The organism is Nocardia sp. BMG111209 (assembly GCF_000381925.1).
GTDB lineage: Bacteria > Actinomycetota > Actinomycetes > Mycobacteriales > Mycobacteriaceae > Nocardia.
The window spans coordinates 784,903-803,169 of the sequence record NZ_KB907309.1 but is presented as its reverse complement, the minus strand read 5'-3'; the positions used below and the strand labels follow the sequence as shown (position 1 = coordinate 803,169).

Below are 18,267 nucleotides of genomic sequence, written 5' to 3'. Positions count from 1 at the left end.
GAACCACCTGGTCGGAGCCTGTTTCCCGGCACAATACGACAAGGGGCCGACATCCGCGCGGGCAACGGTGCAGGGAGGTTGCCCGCATGACGATTCCGATGACGCCGATGCCCTTGTCCACCGGCACGGCGGCGTAGCATAGCCCGGCGGCAGGTATGGTGCGCCCCCCGCACCGCCAACTCGATCAAGGAGCACTTCGTGGGACAGGTCAGCGCCTCCAGTTCGATCGTCGTTCCGGCGGATCCGCAGCGCACGCTGGAGGTGATCGCGGACTACGGGACCGTGCGGCCCCGCATCCTCTCCGCGCACTACCGCGACTACAAGGTGCTGGAGGGCGGCACCGGCGCGGGCACCGTGGCCGAATGGACCCTGCAGGCCACGCAGAAGCGTTCCCGCAACGTACATGCCGTCGTATCGGTCTCGGATTCGATGGTCACCGAACGCGATTCGAATTCCACCATGGTCACCACCTGGACCGTGACGCCGTCCGGGGCCGGCTCGCTGGTGACCGTGCGCACCAGCTGGAAGGGCGCCGACGGGGTGCCCGGATTCTTCGAGGGCATCTTCGCGCCGCTGGGCCTGAAGAAGATTCAGGCCGAGGTATTGGAGAACCTGAAGCGGGAACTGGCGGGCTAGATTTCTTTTCCGTGACGAACGCGCACTGATTCCGAATCGGCGGCGACGAGGAGTTGCCGTCCGATAACCGGAAAGGGTTGTGTGACAGCTTCAGCGTACAGTCGAGGCGTCGGTGCCCGATGCTCCGATATTCAGTCTTCGTCTGTGCGTACTCGGTACGGAGGACCGATGGACCTCGAACTCACTGCCGACGAGAAGAAGTTCCGCGACGGACTGCGCGACGTCTTCCGCAACGAGGTGCCGGCCGATATCCGGCAGCGCTCGCTGGACGGGCGCACCACCCGGGACGACCTGGTCACCTCGATGCGGATTCTCAACAGCCACGGCCTGGCGGTACCGGAATGGCCGGTGCGGTTCGGCGGGCAGGACTGGTCGGAGGTCCAGCGGTTCATCTACGCCTCGGAACTGCAACGGGCCTCCGTCCCGCAGCCGCTGGCGTTCAACGCCAGCATGGTCGGGCCGGTGCTGTGCGAATTCGGCAGTCCGGAGCAGCAGGAACGCTTCCTGGCTCCCACCGCCAACCTGGATATCTGGTGGTCGCAGGGGTTCTCCGAACCCGAGGCCGGCTCGGATCTGGCCTCGCTGAAGACCACCGCGCGCCGCGAGGGCGACGAATGGGTGATCGACGGCAGCAAGACCTGGACGACGCTGGGCCAGTACGGCGACTGGATGTTCCTGCTGGCCCGCACCGATCCGCATGCGCCGAAACGCCAGATGGGCATCTCCTTCTTCCTGCTGGATATGAACACCGCCGGCCTGGAACGACGGCCGATCGTCCTGATCGACGGCGAGCCGGAGGTCAACGAATTCTTCTTCGACGGTGTCCGGATACCCGCGGAGAATCTGGTCGGCGAGGAGAATCAGGGCTGGACCTACGCGAAATTCCTGCTGGGTAACGAGCGCAACAGTATTGCGCGGATCGGTACCAGCCAGACCTATTTCGAGGCCGTCACCGAGATGGCCGACGAGGTGGATATCGGCGGCGAACCGCTGTCGCAGGATCCGGAATTCCGGGCCCGGCTGTACGACATCAAATTACGCCTGCTGGCGCTGGAGGCCACCCAGATGCGGGTGACCGGCGCCTCCGCGAACGGGCAGCCCTCGCTGGTGTCGTCGCTGCTGAAACTCGAGGGCACCCGGGTGCTGCAGGATCTCAGCTCGCTGCGGATGGAGGTCGCGGGTTCGGACGCGGGCCTGGTCGGGGAGCACGACGGCCCCGATCTGAGCACCACCGATTTCGCGAATCTGGCCGCACTGCAATATCTGAATCTGCGCAAGGTCTCGATCTTCGGCGGGACCAACGAGATTCAGCGCCGCGTGATCGCCCTGAACATCCTCGGACTGAAGGGGACGCGATGAATATCGAGCCCGACGACGACCAGCGGATGTTGTTCGAGGCCGTCGACGGCCTGCTGGCCCGCTCCTACCAGCCGGGTTTCCGCGGTAAGACGGTGCGCTCGGACCGCGGCTACAGCGACGAGGTGTGGTCCGGGCTGACCGATATGGGCCTCACCGGCCTCACCATCGCGGAGGAGTTCGACGGTATGGGCGCCGGCCTCGGCGAGGTCTACGTGGCGATGACGGCGATGGGTAGACACGCCGCGGTGGAACCGCTGCTGGACGGCGTGTACCTGCCGTCCTGGCTGATCGCCGAGCTCGACACCGGCGACACCCGCGCCGGATTGCTGCGACGGCTGGCCGGCGGGCAGGAGATCTTCGCCGTCGCGCATGCCGAGCCGCGCCGGATCTGGCACGCCACCCCGACGGTGACCGCTACCGAGAGTGCCGACGGCTCGGTGGTTCTGGAGGGGGTGAAATCGCCGGTGCCGCGGGCCGCGCAGGCGGCGCTGCTGCTGGTCACCGCGGTCGGCGCCGACGGCCGGACCGGCGTGTACGCCGTCGACACCGATGCGCCCGGCATCGTCCGCGTCGACGGCCGCGGCCCGGACTGGACCCATGCCAGCGAGGTCCGGTTCACCGGTACGCCCGCGCGCCGCCTCGGCAGCGCCGGCGACGAGGCGGTCACCGCGCTGCGCGGGGCCTACTCCCGGGCCCGGCTGGCCGTGGCGGCCGAGGCGATCGGCCTGGCCGAATCCGGACTGGCGCAGGTCGTCGCCTATCTGCCGAACCGTCGGCAGTTCGGGGTGAGCCTGGACACCTTCCAGGCGTTGGATTTCCGCTGCGCGGATCTGTACGCCGAGGTGGAGCTGGCCCGTTCCTATGTGTTGTGGGCCACGACCGTCGCGGTCACCGGCACGGTCGATCCGGCGGCCGACGACGACGCCTTCGTCTACGCCGGCACCATGGCCCGGACCGCGGCGGAGGAGATCATCCAGCTGCACGGCGGTATCGGCATGACCTTCGAGACGGATGTCGCCCACCTCGCGGCCCGGCTGACCGCGATCCGGGAGAGCTACGGCGGCGTCGCGGCCGCCCGGCGCCGCGCACTGCGTTCGGCCGGCCTGACCACCGTGCCGGAGGCGCTGCCGGGCTGAGTGTCGGACGTGCTGCCGGGTTGAAGTGTTGGGGCTGCCGGGTCGAGTGCCGGTGCCGCCGGGCCGACGTGTCCCGGATACCGGCTGGCTGCGCGGTCGTTCCCGGCCGTGACTAGGCTGGGGGAACCCGATTCCCGCCAGAGAGGACATGGTTCGGTGCAGCCCGGTGGACAGATCGATATGCAGGCATTGCTGGCACAGGCACAGGCGGTGATGACCGCACAGGCCGAGATCGCGGCCACCGAGGTGGAGGGCGAGGCCGGCAACGGCCTGGTCAAGGTGCGCGTCAGGGCGACCGGTGAGGTGCAGCAACTGCTGATCGATCCGAAGGTCGTCGATCCCGAGGATGTGGAGACCTTGCAGGACCTCGTCGCCGAGGCCATCAACAACGCGATGGCCAACGCTCACGAGATGGCCGTGGCGAAGCTCGGCCCGCTGGCCGGCAACCCGGGCGGCGGCCAGCTGCCCGGCTTCCCGGGCTGAGCCAGGGCGCGGGGTGTACGAGGGGCCGGTTCAGGATCTGATCGACGAATTGGGCAAACTGCCCGGCGTCGGTCCGAAGAGCGCGCAGCGCATCGCCTTTCATCTGCTGTCGGTCGAGCCGCCGGAGATCGACCGGTTGCAGGCCGCCTTGCAGAAGGTGCGCGACGGCGTGCGGTTCTGCGCGGTGTGCGGCACGGTCTCCGACGGTGAACTGTGCCGCATCTGTGCCGACCCACGCCGCGACCGCACCATGATCTGTGTGGTCGAGGAGCCGAAGGATGTCCAGGCCATCGAGCGCACCCGCGAGTTCCGTGGTCGCTACCACGTGCTCGGCGGCGCGCTCGACCCGTTGTCCGGTGTGGGCCCGGATCAGCTACGGATCCGGGAACTGCTGGCCCGCATCGGGAATCAGGAGGACGGGGTCGACGTCACCGAGGTGATCATCGCCACCGATCCCAATACCGAGGGCGAGGCCACGGCCACCTATCTGGTCCGCATGTTGCGCGACTTCCCGGGTCTGTCGGTCACGCGCCTGGCCTCCGGGCTGCCGATGGGCGGCGACCTGGAGTTCGCCGACGAACTCACCCTCGGCCGGGCGCTGTCCGGCCGCCGCACCCTCTGATCAGAGGTCGACCGGCCGCCATTCCAGGGCGTCCAGCCCGGAACGGTCGCCGGTCGTCCACTCCCAGATGAGATCGGCGACCTGCTGGGCATCGTCGAGCTGGGTGCCGAAATGCCGATCGGGCGAGCCGTCGCGGAATTCCAGCGTGTAGCGCCCGGATTCCTCGCGCAGCGTCTGGATGTAGTTCTGCGGTTCGCGCTCCACGATCAGGTACGGATTCGGATCCGGCAACGACGGGATCCACTGGTCGATCAGCGCGCGGGTCAGATACGGGAAATCGCCCGCGCCGCCGTGCGTGACGGTCACCGGGACATGCCCGTCCGGATCGATCAGCCAGGTCAGCTGCGGATCGTAGACGGCGTAGTCACGCGGGGTGGCCAGCTCGAACAGCAGTGCGCGCAGATGTCCGACGGCGTCGTACGCGCTCGACACGAACAGTGTGGCGCCGGTGTCCGCGCCGCCGACCGGGCCGTCGGCGAGGAAGGAATCCGCCTCGGGCCGTGCCGCGTTGCGGCGGTTCAGTTCCGCGGCGATCGCCGCGACCGGCTCGGCCTCGGGCCGGCCCTGCTGAGCGGACAGGTAGGCGTCGACCTCGGCGGGCGTCACGGCGGCGCCGGAGGGCAGCAGGACGTGGTCGTAGCTCACCCGGTCAGGCTACGCGGTCGCTAGTCCGGCACGTTCGTGCCAGGTGTGGTGAACTTGGGTATGGGGATCAAGGTTTCCCTCGAGCACAGCACCCGCTATTCCTTCGATCGCCTCGTGCGGATTCATCCGCATGTCGTACGGCTGCGGCCCGCACCGCACACCCGTACCACCATCGAGGCCTATTCGCTGCGAGTCGCCCCGGCCGGGCACTTCGTCAACTGGCAGCAGGACGCGTTCGGCAATTTCCTTGCGCGCCTGGTCTTTCCGGAGCCGTCGCGGGAGCTGGAGATCACCGTCGGCCTGGTCGCCGACCTGGACGTGATCAACCCGTTCGACTTCTTCGTGGAGGAGGACGCCGAACATTACCCGTTCACCTACGCTCCGGAACAGGCCGCCGATCTGGAGGCGTACCTCCGGCCGGTCGACGAGGATCCGGACACCGAGTCCGGCCCGGGACCGCTGGTGCGCGACTGGGTGCGCCGGCACGCGCTGCCGTCGGCCGCCGACCGGCCGCGCACGATCGACTTCCTGGTCGAGCTGAACCGGATGCTGCGCGACGACGTCGACTACACGGTCCGGATGGAACCCGGTGTGCAGACCCCGGATTTCACGCTGCGGGCCGCGCTGGGGTCCTGCCGCGACTCGGCCTGGCTGCTGGTATCGATCCTGCGTGAGCTGGGGCTGGCGGCGCGGTTCGTCTCCGGCTACCTGGTGCAACTGTCCCAGGACGCGCCCTCGCTGGACGGGCCGTCCGGCCCGGTGGCGGATTTCACGGATCTGCACGCCTGGACCGAGGTGTTCCTGCCCGGCGCGGGCTGGGTCGGCATGGACCCGACCTCCGGCCTGTTCGCCGGTGAGGGGCACATCCCGCTGGCGGCCACCCCGCAGCCCAGTTCGTCGGCGCCGATCACCGGCGCCACCGACCGGTGCGAGGCCACCCTCGAATTCACCAATACGGTCCGCCGGATCCACGAGGATCCGCGAGTCACGTTGCCGTACACCGATACCGAGTGGCAGCGGATCACCGCGCTGGGCGCCGTGGTGGACGAGCGCTCCGCGGACATCGGCCTGACCATCGGCGGCGAGCCGACCTTCGTCTCCGTCGACGATCAGACCAGCGAGCAGTGGACCACCGCGGCCGACGGACCGGAGAAGCGGCTGCGGGCGGTCGATCTGGCCGCCCGGATGCGCCGCATCTACGCGCCGACCGGGCTCGTGCAGTATCGGCAGGGCAAGTGGTATCCGGGAGAGCCGTTGCCGCGCTGGGAGATCGCGGTCGCCTGGCGTTCCGACGGGGAGCCGGTGTGGACCCGCCAGGATCTGCTCGCCGACCCGTGGTCCACCCCCGATCTGCGGCGCGTCGACCACGAGACCGGCGCCGCGGTACACCAGCAGACGAATTCCGCGGTGGAGCCGGCGGCGGGCCGGTCCGGTGGATCGGCGCCGGCGGCCGACACGAACGGTCATCTGTGGCAGGCGAAGCCGGATGCCGCCCAGGCGCTGATCGCCGATGTGGCGGTGGCGCTCGGACTTCCGGAATCTCAGGTCCGGCCCGCGTACGAGGATCCGCTGTTGCGGCTGGCGACGGTACTGCGTACCCCGGTCGGCGAGCCGGTCTCGGAAGACCTTGCCCCGGAGGAGGATTCGGCGCAGGCTCGGAGCGAGTTGCTGGCACGGGCGGACCGGTCGGTCACGTCGGCTACCTCGTACGTGTTGCCGCTGTACCGCCGTGCCGACGACGGCGGCTGGGGCAGTGCCGACTGGCGGTTCCGCCGGGGCCGGATCGTGCTGGCGGACGGCGATTCCCCGGCGGGCCTGCGGCTGCCGCTGGATGCCGTCTCCTGGTATCCGGCCCCGCCGCAGTGGGAGCGGGATCCGATCGTGCCGGGCCCGATCGGATTGCCGCGCGCCGAACCTGCGGCCGTCGTCGAGGCCGCCGACTGGGTTCCGACCACCGCGCTGGTCGCCGAGGTACGCGACGGCCGGTTGTTCGTCTTCCTGCCGCCGCTGAACAGTTTCGAGGATTTCCTGGAGGTGGTCGGCCGGGTCGAGGCCGCGGCCGTCGCGCTGAACCAGCCGGTGGTGCTGGAAGGCTATGCGCCGCCGCCGGATCCGCGCCTGCGCACCTTCTCGGTGACACCCGATCCCGGCGTGATCGAGGTGAACGTGCAGCCCACGTCCTCCTTCGCCGAACAGGCGCGATTGCTGGAGACGCTCTACGAACAGGCCCGGCTCGCCCGGCTGGGCACCGAGACCTTCGATATCGACGGCACCCACTCCGGCACCGGCGGCGGTAACCACCTCACGCTCGGTGGAGCGAGCCCGGACCGTTCGCCGCTGCTGCGCCGCCCGGACCTGCTGGTCTCGATGTTGCGGCTCTGGCAACGGCATCCGGCGCTGTCGTATCTGTTCTCCGGTCGTTTCATCGGGCCCACCTCCCAGGCCCCGCGGGTCGACGAGGGCCGGCCGGAGGCGCTCTACGAACTCGAGATCGCCTTCGCCGAGATCGCCCGGCTGGCCGCGCGCAAGCAGCCCGGCGGCGGAACCGGTTCGGACGCGGTATTTTCCGCGCCCTGGGAGGTGGATCGCGCACTGCGGCACCTGCTCACCGATCTGACCGGCAACACCCACCGCGCGGAATTCTGCATCGACAAGCTGTACAGCCCGGACTCCGCGCGTGGCCGCCTGGGCCTGCTGGAACTGCGCGGCTTCGAGATGCCCCCGCACGACCGGATGGCGATGGTGCAGTCGCTGCTGGTGCGGGCCCTGGTGCTGCGCTGCTGGACCGAGCCGTACACCGCGCCGCTGCTGCGGCACGGCGCCAATCTGCACGGCCGCTATCTGCTGCCGCATTTCGTGCTGGCCGACATCGCCGAGGTGGTGGCCGATCTGCGTTCGCACGGAATCGATTTCGAGCTCAGCTGGCTGGATCCGTTCGCGGAGTTCCGATTCCCGCGGATCGGCACGGTGGCACTCGGGAACATCGAACTGGAACTGCGTTCGGCGATCGAGCCGTGGCACACCCTCGGCGAACAGACCGTCGCGACCGGCACCGCCCGCTACGTGGATTCCTCGGTGGAGCGGTTGCAGGTCCGGCTGGCCGGCGCCGACCGCGACCGATATCTGTTGACCTGCAACGGTTTTCCGGTGCCACTGCTGGCCACCGACAAGGCCGACGTACAGGTGGCCGGGGTGCGGTACCGAGCGTGGCAGCCGCCGAACGCGCTGCATCCGTCGATCACCGTCGACGTGCCGCTGGTCTTCGACCTCGTCGAGCGGGGAACCGGTGTGTCGCTGGGTGGCTGTACCTACCATGTCGCGCATCCGGGCGGGATGTCCTACGAAACCCCGCCGGTGAACGCCGTCGCGGCGCAGTCGCGGCGCAATCGCCGCTTCGAACCGATCGGGCATACGCCGGGTCGCCGCGACCCGGCCGATCTGCGTGCGAAAATAGCGGTACAGTCGGTCGATGTCGGGGCTCCGGGCATTCTCGATCTGCGTCGCGCACGAACCGTGTGGGGCGTGACCGGCGGCCGATAGGTATGCCTGTGAGAAGTGAGGGCCGCCGCGATGGCAGGGCAGGATCGAGACACTCGCGGTCGTGAGGCGGCGCGCGCGGTGGTGGCCGAATTCGCCCGCTACCGGGCCGCGGCCGCCGAGACCGCCTCCTATGACGCGTGTGGCGAGCCCGTCGACCGCTATTACGACGAACTGGTCGGTAGCGACGGCCGGGTACGTCCGATCTGGTCGGAACTGTCCGCCGATTTCATCGACCAGGGCCCGGACGGGCTGGCCCGGCTGGACCGGCGCGTGCGCCGGCTGGTCGAGGACGACGGCATCACCTACACCGAGGTCGGGGCCGGTGAGCAGTGGTCCGGGCCGACCGCCCCTGCGCCGGACACGGCAACCGCGGCGGGTTCCGGAACCGCTGCGGACGGGCCGGCCCCGGGGGTGACGCCCGCATCGGGATCGGATACCGCAACCGCAGCTGGATCTGAAACCGTTGCGGCAGAAGGGGATACGGCGTCCGGACCGGGTCCGGCGGCGCCGGTGCCGTGGCGGCTGGATCCGATTCCGTTGCTGGTCTCCGCCGACGACTGGGCCCGGCTGGAAGCCGGTCTGGCGCAACGGTCCCGGGTGCTGGATGCGGTGCTGGCCGATGTCTACGGGCCGCGGCGGCTGCTGGCCGACGGTGTCCTGCCGCCGGAGATCGTATTCGGCAGTACCGGCTATATCCGTGCGGCACACGGGATCACGCTGCCGGGCCGGCATCAGCTGTTCCTGCACGCGAGCGATATCAGCCGCTGGGGCGACGGTGAGTTCCGGGTGCTGACCGATTGGGCGCAGGCGCCGTCCGGGGCCGGATACGTGCTGGCCGACCGGCGGGTGGTGTCCGCGGCCGTCCCCGAGGCGTTCGAACATTCCAGTCCGCGGCCGCTCACACCCTTCGCGCGCGCGATGCGATTGCTGCTCATCGAGGCCGCACCGGCCGCCGCCGACGATCCCACCGTGGTGGTGCTGAGTCCCGGTGCGCACTCCGAAACGGCCTTCGACCAGGCATATCTGGCCTCGGTACTCGGCTTTCCACTGGTGGAGAGCGAGGATCTGGTGGTTCGCGACGGCATGTTGTGGATGCGGTCGCTGGGCACCCTGCACCGGGTCGATGTGGTCCTGCGGCGCGTCGACGCCGAATTCGCGGATCCGCTGGACCTGCGGCCGGATTCGCGGCTGGGGGTGGTCGGGCTGGTGGAGGTGCTGCGGCGCGGCGCGGTGACGATGGTCAACACGCTCGGTAGCGGCCTGCTGGAGAGCCCGGCGCTGGCGGCGCTGCTGCCGCGGCTGGCCCGCGAACTGCTCGGGGAGGAGCTGTTGCTGCCCGGCGCGCCGTCGTACTGGGGCGGTAACGCCGCCGAACGCGATCATCTGCTGAAACATCTGGACCGCTTGATCATTCGATCCGCCGTGGACGGCGCCACCCATGCCGGCCCGGCCCTGTCGGCGGCGCAGCGCGCGGAGCTGGCCGCCCGGATCGAGGCGCAGGGCTGGCAGTGGGTGGGGCAGGAGCCGCCGGAGTTCTCGGTCGCCCCGGCGGTCGTCGACGGCGCACTCACCGCCGCCCCGGTCGGCGTGCGGTTGTTCTCGATGGCCGGCCGCGGGGGATATCGGGTGCTGCCCGGCGGGCTCGGACAACTACATCAGCGCACCCAGCCGCAGCGCTCGGTGCTCGAGGTGGCGGCGAAGGATGTCTGGGTGCGCGCGGCGCCGGTCGCGGCCGCCGCGGCGGCCGCCGCCGAACCGGTGCACGAGGAGCGGGTGCGTTCGGCCGTCCCGATTCTGGAGACGATCAGTTCCCCGCGCGTACTGGAGAATCTGTTCTGGATGGGCCGGTACACCGAGCGCGCTCAGGCGACGGTCCGCCTGCTCATCGCGATCCACCGGCAGTACCAGGATTTCCGTTACCGCCCCTGGCTGGAGGGCGGCGACGCGGTGCCGGTCCTGATGGCGGCACTGTCCCGGGTGACCGGCGCCCCCGCCCCGGTCGCGACCGTCACACTGCCGCAACCGGATCCGCGCGCCGAGGCCGCCGCCGATCCGGAGCGGGACCAGTCTCCCGCGCCGGACCGGTCGCTCCTGCCCGCGGCGGACGAACTCGAACTACCGCCGCCACAACAACAGTCACGGGCGGCGGAGCACTGGCGCACCGCGGCCACCACGCAGCACTCCGCCGGTCGCGCCGCCCGCCGCTCACCGGAAGCGACTGCGGCGCAGAAACATTCGAATCCCGAGTCGGAATTCCCGGTCGGCCCGGTGGCGGCGGACGCGGTCCCGGCCGATCCGATCGCCTGGTCGGATCGCCTCCTCCCACCGCCGCCCGCCTCCCAGCAGGCATCGATGCAGGGCGCGGATGCGCCACCCGGTCCGGAACCATACCCGCCGACGCCGCCGCGATCCGATTCGGCTGCCGGACAACATGATCCGCTGTCGACGTCGAGCGAGGCCGATTCGACGGCCGGGCCGGTGACACCGCGCCTCGACCGGTCTCCGGACCCGGCAGCAGCCGAGTCGGCCCCACCCGGTGGCGGCCCGCGCGACATCGAGCCGCCGGTAGCGGCATCGTCCGGTCGCCTCGGCGCCGAGGCCGGCTTCGCCGGATCCCCGGCGGATGTCCCGGACGGCGATGACGACGCTGCCGGATCCCAGCCGCACGACCATGAGATCGGCGGGACGGGCACTCCGGTGGACGGCCGATCCGCCGGTGACCGTGAGCGAACGGAATCCGTTGCGGAGAAAGGTAATCCACCGTGGCGGCCGTCGGTGGTCGGCGCCTCCGCGGCCGGGTACGGCTATCTGGCGCGGGTGACCGCGGATCGGGAGCTGCCGGGATCGCTGGCCTACGCCATCGAACATCTCGGGGCGGATGCGCGGGCGGTGCGCGATCAGCTGTCGCCCGACACCTGGATGGTGTCGAGCGCGATGGATCGGGCGATGGCGGAGTATCGCGCCGGTGCGCGCGATCAGGAAGCGGCGCTGGCGGAGTTGCACGCCGCGGTGCTGGCCGCGCTGCTCGCCCTGTCCGGGATTGAAGCGGAGTCCATGGTGCGCGATACCGGCTGGTACGTCGCCGATATCGGGAAGCGGATCGAACGCGGGCTCGCGTTGACCGCCCTGCTGGCGGCGGCGTTCACCCAGACCTATCCGGACGCGGTGCAGCGGATCGTCACCGAGGCGGTCTTGCGGGCCACCGAATCGATGGTGAGTTACCGTCGGCGGCACCGGGATTCGATCCGGGTGGCGGCGGTGACGAGCCTGCTGCTGTTCGACGCCGCGAATCCGCGTTCGCTGGCGCATCAGCTGGAGCGCCTGGAAACCGACCTGCAGGCGCTGCCGGGTGCGTCGGGATCCTCACGGCCGCAACGGTTGCTCGCCGAGGCGCAGCGGATGCTGAGCCGGCTGGACCCCGCCGATCTGGAGGTCGCCGACGCCACGGGCCGGCGTACGGTGTTCGCCGAACTGATCGACGGCGTGCACCTGCGACTGCGTACGCTGTCGGAGGCCTTCGAGACCGGCCGCCTGGCCGGGCCCGGCGACACCCAGCCGCTGTGGGGCAATACGCGAGTAGTGGAATGAGATGAGCGGCAACGATTCCGGCGGCCGATGTTATCGAGTGTGGCATCGCACCACCTACACCTATTCCGACGACGTCACCAGTTCCTACGGCCGCGCCTATCTGCAACCGCGTGAGTTCGCGGGGCAGCGGGTGCTGTCGCACGATGTCGACATCGATCCGGTGCCCTCGGACCGTTCGGTCGGCGCGGACGTATACGGCAATGTGACGCTGTATTTCCATGTCACCGCGGCACATCGGCGCCTCGAGGTGGTCGGCGAGTCGGTGGTCGAGGTGCGGCGGCCGGCGCTGCCCGCCGCCGAACTGCCCTGGGAGCAGGCGCGTCCCAGCGGCGGCGCCGCGCCGCTGGCGGTCGAATTCGCGCTGGATCTGCAACCGCCGGAGATCACCGCCGAGGTGACCGCGTATGCCGCCGAATCGTTCACGCCCGGCCGGTCACTGCTGGCGGCCGTCACCGAGCTGACCTCGCGCATCCATCGGGATTTCGCCTACAAATCGGGTTCCACCACCGTCAGTACCCGGGTGGCGGATGTGTTCGCGGCCCGCCGCGGGGTCTGTCAGGACTTCGCCCGGATCGGCGCGGCCTGCCTGCGTTCGCACGGACTGGCCGCGCGCTACGTCTCCGGCTATCTCGCCACCGATCCGCCGCCGGGCCAGGAACGGCTGGTCGGCGCGGACGCCACCCACGCCTGGGCGGCGGTGTGGGCGCCCGATCCGGAAACGCCGGACGGCGAGGGTCATTGGATCGGATTCGACCCGACGAACGACACCTTCACCGACGATCGCTACGTGACGTTGTCCTGGGGCCGCGATTACGCCGACGTGCCACCGTTGCGCGGCATCATCTACACCGACGCGCGGGAAAGCACCATCGCCGTCGGTGTGGATGTCGCTCCGCTGGGGGTATAGCCGCAGCATGCGCGCCTTCGCCTGCCCCCACTGTGGCTGGAAACTCACCTTCGAGAACTCGTTGTGCCTGGGCTGTCGCAGCCCCCTCGGATTCAGCCTCGGCGAACGGGCGCTGGTGGTGATCGGCAGCCCGGAAGTGGTCGCCGCCGAGGCCGGGAACGGCGGCGTGGTGCCCGCCGACAAGTACCGGCTGTGCGCCAACCTGCACACCGCCAACTGCAACTGGCTGGTCGCGGCCGCCCCCGGCGACAACGGGGTGTTGTGTGAGTCGTGCCGGCTCACCCGCACCCGGCCGGCCGACGGGGATACCGACGGGCTGGCCGCGTACGGCGAGGCCGAGGCGGCGAAGCGCCGGCTCGTGCTGGAACTGGCCGAACTGGGCCTGCCGATCACGGACCGGCGGTCCGATCCGGAGCGCGGACTCGCCTTCGATCTGCTGTCCAGTGCGGCGGATGCGGTGGTCACCGGACATCTGAACGGGGTCATCACCGTCGATCTGGCCGAGGCGCACGATGTGCACCGGGAGCGGCTGCGCATCGAGATGGCCGAACCGTATCGCACGCTGCTGGGCCATTTCCGGCACGAGATCGGCCATTACTACTTCTCGGTCCTGGTGGACGACGCGGCGATGGATCGGTTCCGCGAACTGTTCGGCGACCCGTTCGCCGACTATCAGCAGGCGCTGGATCGGCACTACCGCGACGGCGCTCCGACGGGCTGGACCCGCAACTATGTCTCGTCGTATGCCACCATGCACGCCGCCGAGGACTGGGCCGAAACCTTCGCGCACTACCTGCACATTCGCGACACGCTCGATACGGCGGCCGCCTACGGTTTCGCGCCCGCCGGCGCGGCGCTGGATCGGCCGCAACTGGGCCGGGCCGGATTCGACCGGATCATCGAGCTGTGGCTACCGCTGTCCTGGTCGCTGAACATGATCAACCGTTCGATGGGCCACCACGACCTGTACCCGTTCGTCCTGGCCCAGCCGGTCCTGGAGAAGATGCGCTTCATCCACGACCTGTGCGCGCGGCGGCCCGCCGAAGCCGAAGTCCTGCCGATCGAGTCGGCCGAGCCGGCGCCGGCGGCGGCCGCTCGCTCCCGGCGGATACGGTGGCGTCGCCGGACGACCGCCTGAGTCGGCCGGCGGCGCCTGAGTCGGCCGGCGGCCGCGACTGTGCCGAACCGGCGCGGCCGCGGCCCGCTCGGTCGCTCGGGCCGGGCCGGGCCGTGCCGAAAGTTCAGCAGTCGCAACAGCTTTCGCCGCAGCAGGCCTCGTCGCAGCAGTTGCAGCCCTCGCAGGCGCAGCAGCAGTCCTCGCCGCAGTTGCAGCATTCGCAGCAGATCATGCCCTCGCAGAACGGGATGCAGGAGCTGCGGCGGCGGGGCGGACGACCGTAGCCCTGCGGCGGGTAGTAGCCGGGTTCGTATCCGTAACCCGGCGGCGGTGGGTAACCCCTTCGCCGCCAACGGCTTTCGACCGCATGCTCGGTGCGGCAGCTCGCATTGTGCCCGTGGCCGAAGGTGCGGCGGACCGATCGCTTCAGCTCGCGGGTGAGCATGGTCCGCACCAGCCGGTCGTCGGTGAATTCCACGTCGGCCAGGGCCAGTTCGATGCCCAGCAGGGCGTCGTCGCACAACCGGCGGGCCTCGTCGACACCGGTTGCGGTGGCGGGCAACGGATTCCATTTGCCGCGCGCGAGATCGTCGCCGAGATCCTCGACCGCGTCGACCAGATGCGCGATCCGCCCGAACATCCGGCCCACCTCGGCCAGCGGTTCGGTGTTGGCCGGTCGGCCGGCCAGGATCGCGGTGTGCCCGAAGGCCGCGGCGGTGGCCGTCTCGGTCGGTTCGGTGACGGTCAGCAGCGGGGTGCCGGGCCCGGCGTCGGCCTCGATCGCGGTCTGCCGCTCGACCGCGGTCAGCAGTACACCGGTGTCGAAGCCCAGGTCGGCGCCGGTTCCGGCGCCCTGGCGGGCCCAGCGCTGCGCGATCCGCCGGGCCGCGGGCCGGATGCCGGCGGTGCCCGCCAGACCGTCACCGTCGTCGGCGTGGTCGCGGACCTTCGCGGCGGCCAGCACCAGCGAGACGGTCGCGGCCAGCCGGACGCTGTCGCCGACCGCCACCTCGGCGCCGCGCATCCCGCGTAATGGGCACGGACCCGCGGCCCGGCGGCTGGTGGCGGCCGATTGCGCCTCCACCAGAGCCGAAATCAGCAAGCCGTCGTAATTGGTCGCGATCCGCGCGGCATGCCCGTGATCGTCCCGCAGTGCGAGACACAACCCGCACAACTGGGCCATCCAGGCCGCGCTCAACTCCTCGCCCAGCCGGTGGCGGCAGGGTCGGATGATGCCGAACATGATTCGACGGTAACCGCGAAACGTCTTCCTGTCGTGCGAATCCCACTGGGAAACGGCTGAGTGCCGGTGCCGGGGCCGTTCAGGTGAGCAGCAGCCGTACCACTGCCACGACGCCGACCACGACGATCACCGCGCGCAGCACGGCCGGCGGCAGCCGCCGACCCAGCCGCGCACCGAGTTGCCCGCCGATGATCGAGCCGACCGCGATCAGGCCCGCGGCCTCCCAGGACACGTCGGCGACCACGATGAAGATCGCCGCGGACACCGTGTTCGCGAGCAGTGCCAGCACATTCTTCACGGCGTTGAGCCGTTGCAGATCCTCGTGCACGACCACGCCGAGCAGCCCCATCAGCAGCACCCCCTGGGCGGCGCCGAAGTAGCCGCCGTACACGCCGGTGCCGGCCACCGCGAGCCACAGCAGCACGCCGTGCCCGCCGGTATCGTCCGCCTGCCCGTTCGCCGCCCGGCGGGCCCGGACCCAGCGCGACAGCCGCGGCTGCACCACCACCAGCACCAGCGCCAGGATGATCAGCGCCGGCACGATCGCCTTGAACGCGCCGGGTGGCAGCTTCAGCAGCAGAATCGCGCCGATCAGCGCGCCGAGGACGGTGCCGGTCCCGAGCCGCAGCACCCGGGCGCGCTGCCCGGCGAGCTCGCGACGGTAGCCGAGCACACCCGAGAGATTGCCCGGCACCAGCCCGACGGTATTCGACACATTGGCGGTCACCGGGGGATAGCCGAGGGCCAGCAGCACCGGGAAGGTGATGAGGGTTCCGGACCCTACGACGGCGTTGATGCCGCCCGCGGCGACACCGGCCACGAGGACGGCGAGTTGGTCCAGCGGAGACATGGGCTCCCTTCCGCTGCGAGATTGCGGGGTTGTAAACTACCGAACATCATGCAGCGGGCACTCCTCCTCGGCCGCCGCGACGGGTTCTGATACGGACCGGCTCCCGTCGCGGGGTTCAGCTGTGCCGGTCTACCCACATCCTTCTGGGACACATCACCCACACCACGGAGAAATTCGCATGTCACCCGCTGATGCCTTCGTTTCCGGAACGCGGTCGATCACCACTCCGGCCAAACCCGCCCCGGGCGACCAGCCCGCCTGGAACCAGCAGAAGAACTCGTCGATGCCGGTGTTCCGGTATCGGCCGTTCGCCGAGGAAGTACAGCCCGTCACCCTGCCCGACCGCACCTGGCCGGGCCGGGTCATCGACCGCGCGCCCGGCTGGTGCGCGGTCGATCTGCGCGACGGTAACCAGGCGCTGATCGACCCGATGAGCCCCGCCCGCAAGCGCCGCATGTTCGACCTGCTGGTACGCATGGGCTACAAGGAGATCGAGGTCGGTTTCCCGTCGGCCAGCCAGACCGACTTCGACTTCGTCCGCGAGATCATCGAGGACGGCGCCGTACCCGCCGACGTCACCATCCAGGTGCTGACCCAGTGCCGTCAGGAGCTGATCGAGCGGACCTTCGAGGCCTGCGCGGGCGCCCCCAACGTCATCGTGCACTTCTACAACTCGACCTCGATCCTGCAACGCCGGGTGGTGTTCCGGGCGGATCGCGCGGCGGTCAAGAAGATCGCCACCGACGCGGCGACGCTGTGCCTGGAGGTCGAGAAGAACTACCCCGACACCAACTGGCGCTACGAATACAGCCCCGAGTCCTACACCGGCACGGAGCTGGACTACGCCAAGGACGTGTGCGACGCGGTGACGGAGATCATCGCGCCGACCCCGGACCGGCCGATGATCATCAACCTGCCGGCCACCGTCGAGATGGCGACCCCGAACGTGTACGCCGACTCGATCGAGTGGATGCACCGCAACCTGGCCCGCCGCGATTCGATCGTGCTGTCGCTGCATCCGCACAACGATCGCGGCACCGCCGTCGCGGCCGCCGAGCTGGGCTATATGGCCGGTGCCGACCGCATCGAGGGCTGCCTGTTCGGCAACGGTGAGCGCACCGGCAACGTCTGCCTGGTCACCCTGGGGATGAACCTGTTCTCGCGCGGGGTGGATCCGCAGATCGACTTCTCCAACATCGACGAGATCCGCCGCACGGTCGAGTACTGCAACCAGCTGCCCGTGCACGAGCGCCATCCGTACGGCGGCGACCTGGTGTACACCGCGTTCTCCGGCAGCCATCAGGACGCCATCAACAAGGGCCTGGACGCGATGAAGACGGCCGCCGACGACGCCGGCGCCGATGTCGACGACATCGTGTGGGAGGTGCCGTACCTGCCGATCGACCCGAAGGATGTGGGCCGCACCTACGAGGCCGTGATCCGGGTCAACTCGCAGTCCGGCAAGGGCGGCGTGGCCTACATCATGAAGACCGACCACGGCCTGGCCCTGCCGCGGCGGCTGCAGATCGAGTTCTCCCAGGCGATCCAGCAGATCACCGACGGTGAGGGCGGCGAGGTCACCCCGAAGGAGATGTGGGACGTCTTCGCCGACGAATATCTGAACCCGCTGTTGCCGCTGGAGCGGATGCGGCAGAAGATGACCGCCTCCGAAACCGACGGCGGCACCGACCATATCGACGTCGTGGTCAAGGTGGACGGTGTCGAACAGGAGATCCAGGGCGAGGGCAACGGCCCGCTCGCGGCCTTCGTGGACGCACTGGGCACCATCGGTTACGACGTCCGGGTGCTGGACTATTCGGAGCACGCGATGTCCTCCGGCGACGACGCTCAGGCCGCCGCCTACGTGGAATGCGCCATCGGGGACAAGATCACCTGGGGTGTGGGGATCGCCACCTCCATCACCACGGCCTCGCTGCGCGCGGTGGTCTCGGCCGTCAACCGGGCCGCGCACGAGCGCTGATCGTCCCGAATCCGGTGCGCGAGTCCGGAGTTCTCCACCTGTGGACAACTCCGGGCTCATGCCTGGTGAGCCCGATCGGCGGCGCCACCGCCACCTCGACACCGTGCTAGCGTGAGACAGCAACAGCGCCGAGCTCTCTGCTCGAGAATGAACCCGGGCA

Annotated in this window: 12 protein-coding genes and 1 pseudogene; 10 read left to right on the top strand and 3 right to left on the bottom strand. The window is 69.8% G+C overall.

Translation table 11 applies throughout. The features are described 5' to 3' along the window. The first annotated feature begins 198 nt into the window (after window positions 1–198). The 5 genes from G361_RS0134890 (at window position 199) to recR (ending at window position 4,236) form a co-directional block, all read left to right on the top strand. Window positions 199–636, top strand: a complete 438-nt coding sequence (locus tag G361_RS0134890) for an SRPBCC family protein (RefSeq protein ID WP_019931785.1) — start codon at window positions 199–201, stop codon at window positions 634–636. Window positions 637–804: 168 nt separating this feature from the next. Beyond that, window positions 805–1,995, top strand: coding sequence for an acyl-CoA dehydrogenase family protein (locus G361_RS0134885; RefSeq protein WP_019931784.1), 1,191 nt, complete (start codon window positions 805–807; stop codon window positions 1,993–1,995). Next, window positions 1,992–3,131 (top strand): acyl-CoA dehydrogenase family protein, encoded by a 1,140-nt coding sequence (locus tag G361_RS0134880; RefSeq protein ID WP_019931783.1) that lies wholly within the window; start codon window positions 1,992–1,994, stop codon window positions 3,129–3,131. Before G361_RS0134885 ends, G361_RS0134880 begins: the two co-directional genes overlap by 4 nt. Window positions 3,132–3,287: 156 nt before the next feature. Beyond that, a complete protein-coding gene (locus G361_RS0134875; protein WP_026343872.1) occupies window positions 3,288–3,614 on the top strand; it encodes a YbaB/EbfC family nucleoid-associated protein in 327 nt (108 codons plus the stop codon). A 13-nt stretch (window positions 3,615–3,627) separates the two neighbouring features. After that, window positions 3,628–4,236 (top strand): recombination mediator RecR, encoded by a 609-nt coding sequence (recR, locus tag G361_RS0134870; protein WP_019931781.1) that lies wholly within the window; start codon window positions 3,628–3,630, stop codon window positions 4,234–4,236. On the opposite strand, the gene G361_RS0134865 is transcribed toward recR, so the two are convergent. Continuing rightward, the gene (locus G361_RS0134865; protein WP_019931780.1) at window positions 4,237–4,881 is read right to left on the bottom strand and encodes a hypothetical protein; all 645 of its coding nucleotides are present in this window, start codon (window positions 4,879–4,881) and stop codon (window positions 4,237–4,239) included. It lies immediately after the preceding gene. A 60-nt stretch (window positions 4,882–4,941) separates the two neighbouring features. Between G361_RS0134865 and G361_RS0134860 the strand changes: the two genes are divergently transcribed. From G361_RS0134860 to G361_RS0134845, 4 genes and pseudogenes are all read left to right on the top strand, one after another. Further along, window positions 4,942–8,421: a DUF2126 domain-containing protein gene (locus tag G361_RS0134860; protein ID WP_019931779.1), complete on the top strand. Its 3,480-nt coding sequence runs from the start codon at window positions 4,942–4,944 to the stop codon at window positions 8,419–8,421. A gap of 30 nt (window positions 8,422–8,451) precedes the next feature. Beyond that, window positions 8,452–12,009 (top strand): annotated as a pseudogene (locus G361_RS51280) (circularly permuted type 2 ATP-grasp protein). Window position 12,010: 1 nt separating this feature from the next. Continuing rightward, entirely contained in the window at window positions 12,011–12,916 is a 906-nt protein-coding gene (locus G361_RS0134850) for a transglutaminase family protein (protein WP_026343871.1), read from the top strand. A 7-nt stretch (window positions 12,917–12,923) separates the two neighbouring features. Next, window positions 12,924–14,054, top strand: coding sequence for a putative zinc-binding metallopeptidase (locus tag G361_RS0134845; RefSeq protein ID WP_019931776.1), 1,131 nt, complete (start codon window positions 12,924–12,926; stop codon window positions 14,052–14,054). A gap of 103 nt (window positions 14,055–14,157) precedes the next feature. Here G361_RS0134845 and G361_RS0134840 read toward each other — a convergent pair whose 3' ends face one another. Both G361_RS0134840 and G361_RS0134835 read right to left on the bottom strand, forming a co-directional pair. Beyond that, complete coding sequence (locus G361_RS0134840) at window positions 14,158–15,276, bottom strand: DUF5685 family protein (protein ID WP_019931775.1); 1,119 nt, start codon at window positions 15,274–15,276, stop codon at window positions 14,158–14,160. 79 nt (window positions 15,277–15,355) lie between these two features. Beyond that, window positions 15,356–16,126 carry a sulfite exporter TauE/SafE family protein gene (locus G361_RS0134835; protein ID WP_019931774.1) on the bottom strand — a complete coding sequence of 257 codons (771 nt, stop codon included), beginning with the start codon at window positions 16,124–16,126 and terminating at the stop codon, window positions 15,356–15,358. 178 nt (window positions 16,127–16,304) lie between these two features. Here G361_RS0134835 and leuA point away from each other — a divergent pair, with 178 nt between their 5' ends. Next, complete coding sequence (gene leuA / locus G361_RS0134830) at window positions 16,305–18,107, top strand: 2-isopropylmalate synthase (RefSeq protein ID WP_019931773.1); 1,803 nt, start codon at window positions 16,305–16,307, stop codon at window positions 18,105–18,107. Window positions 18,108–18,267: the final 160 nt, after the last annotated feature.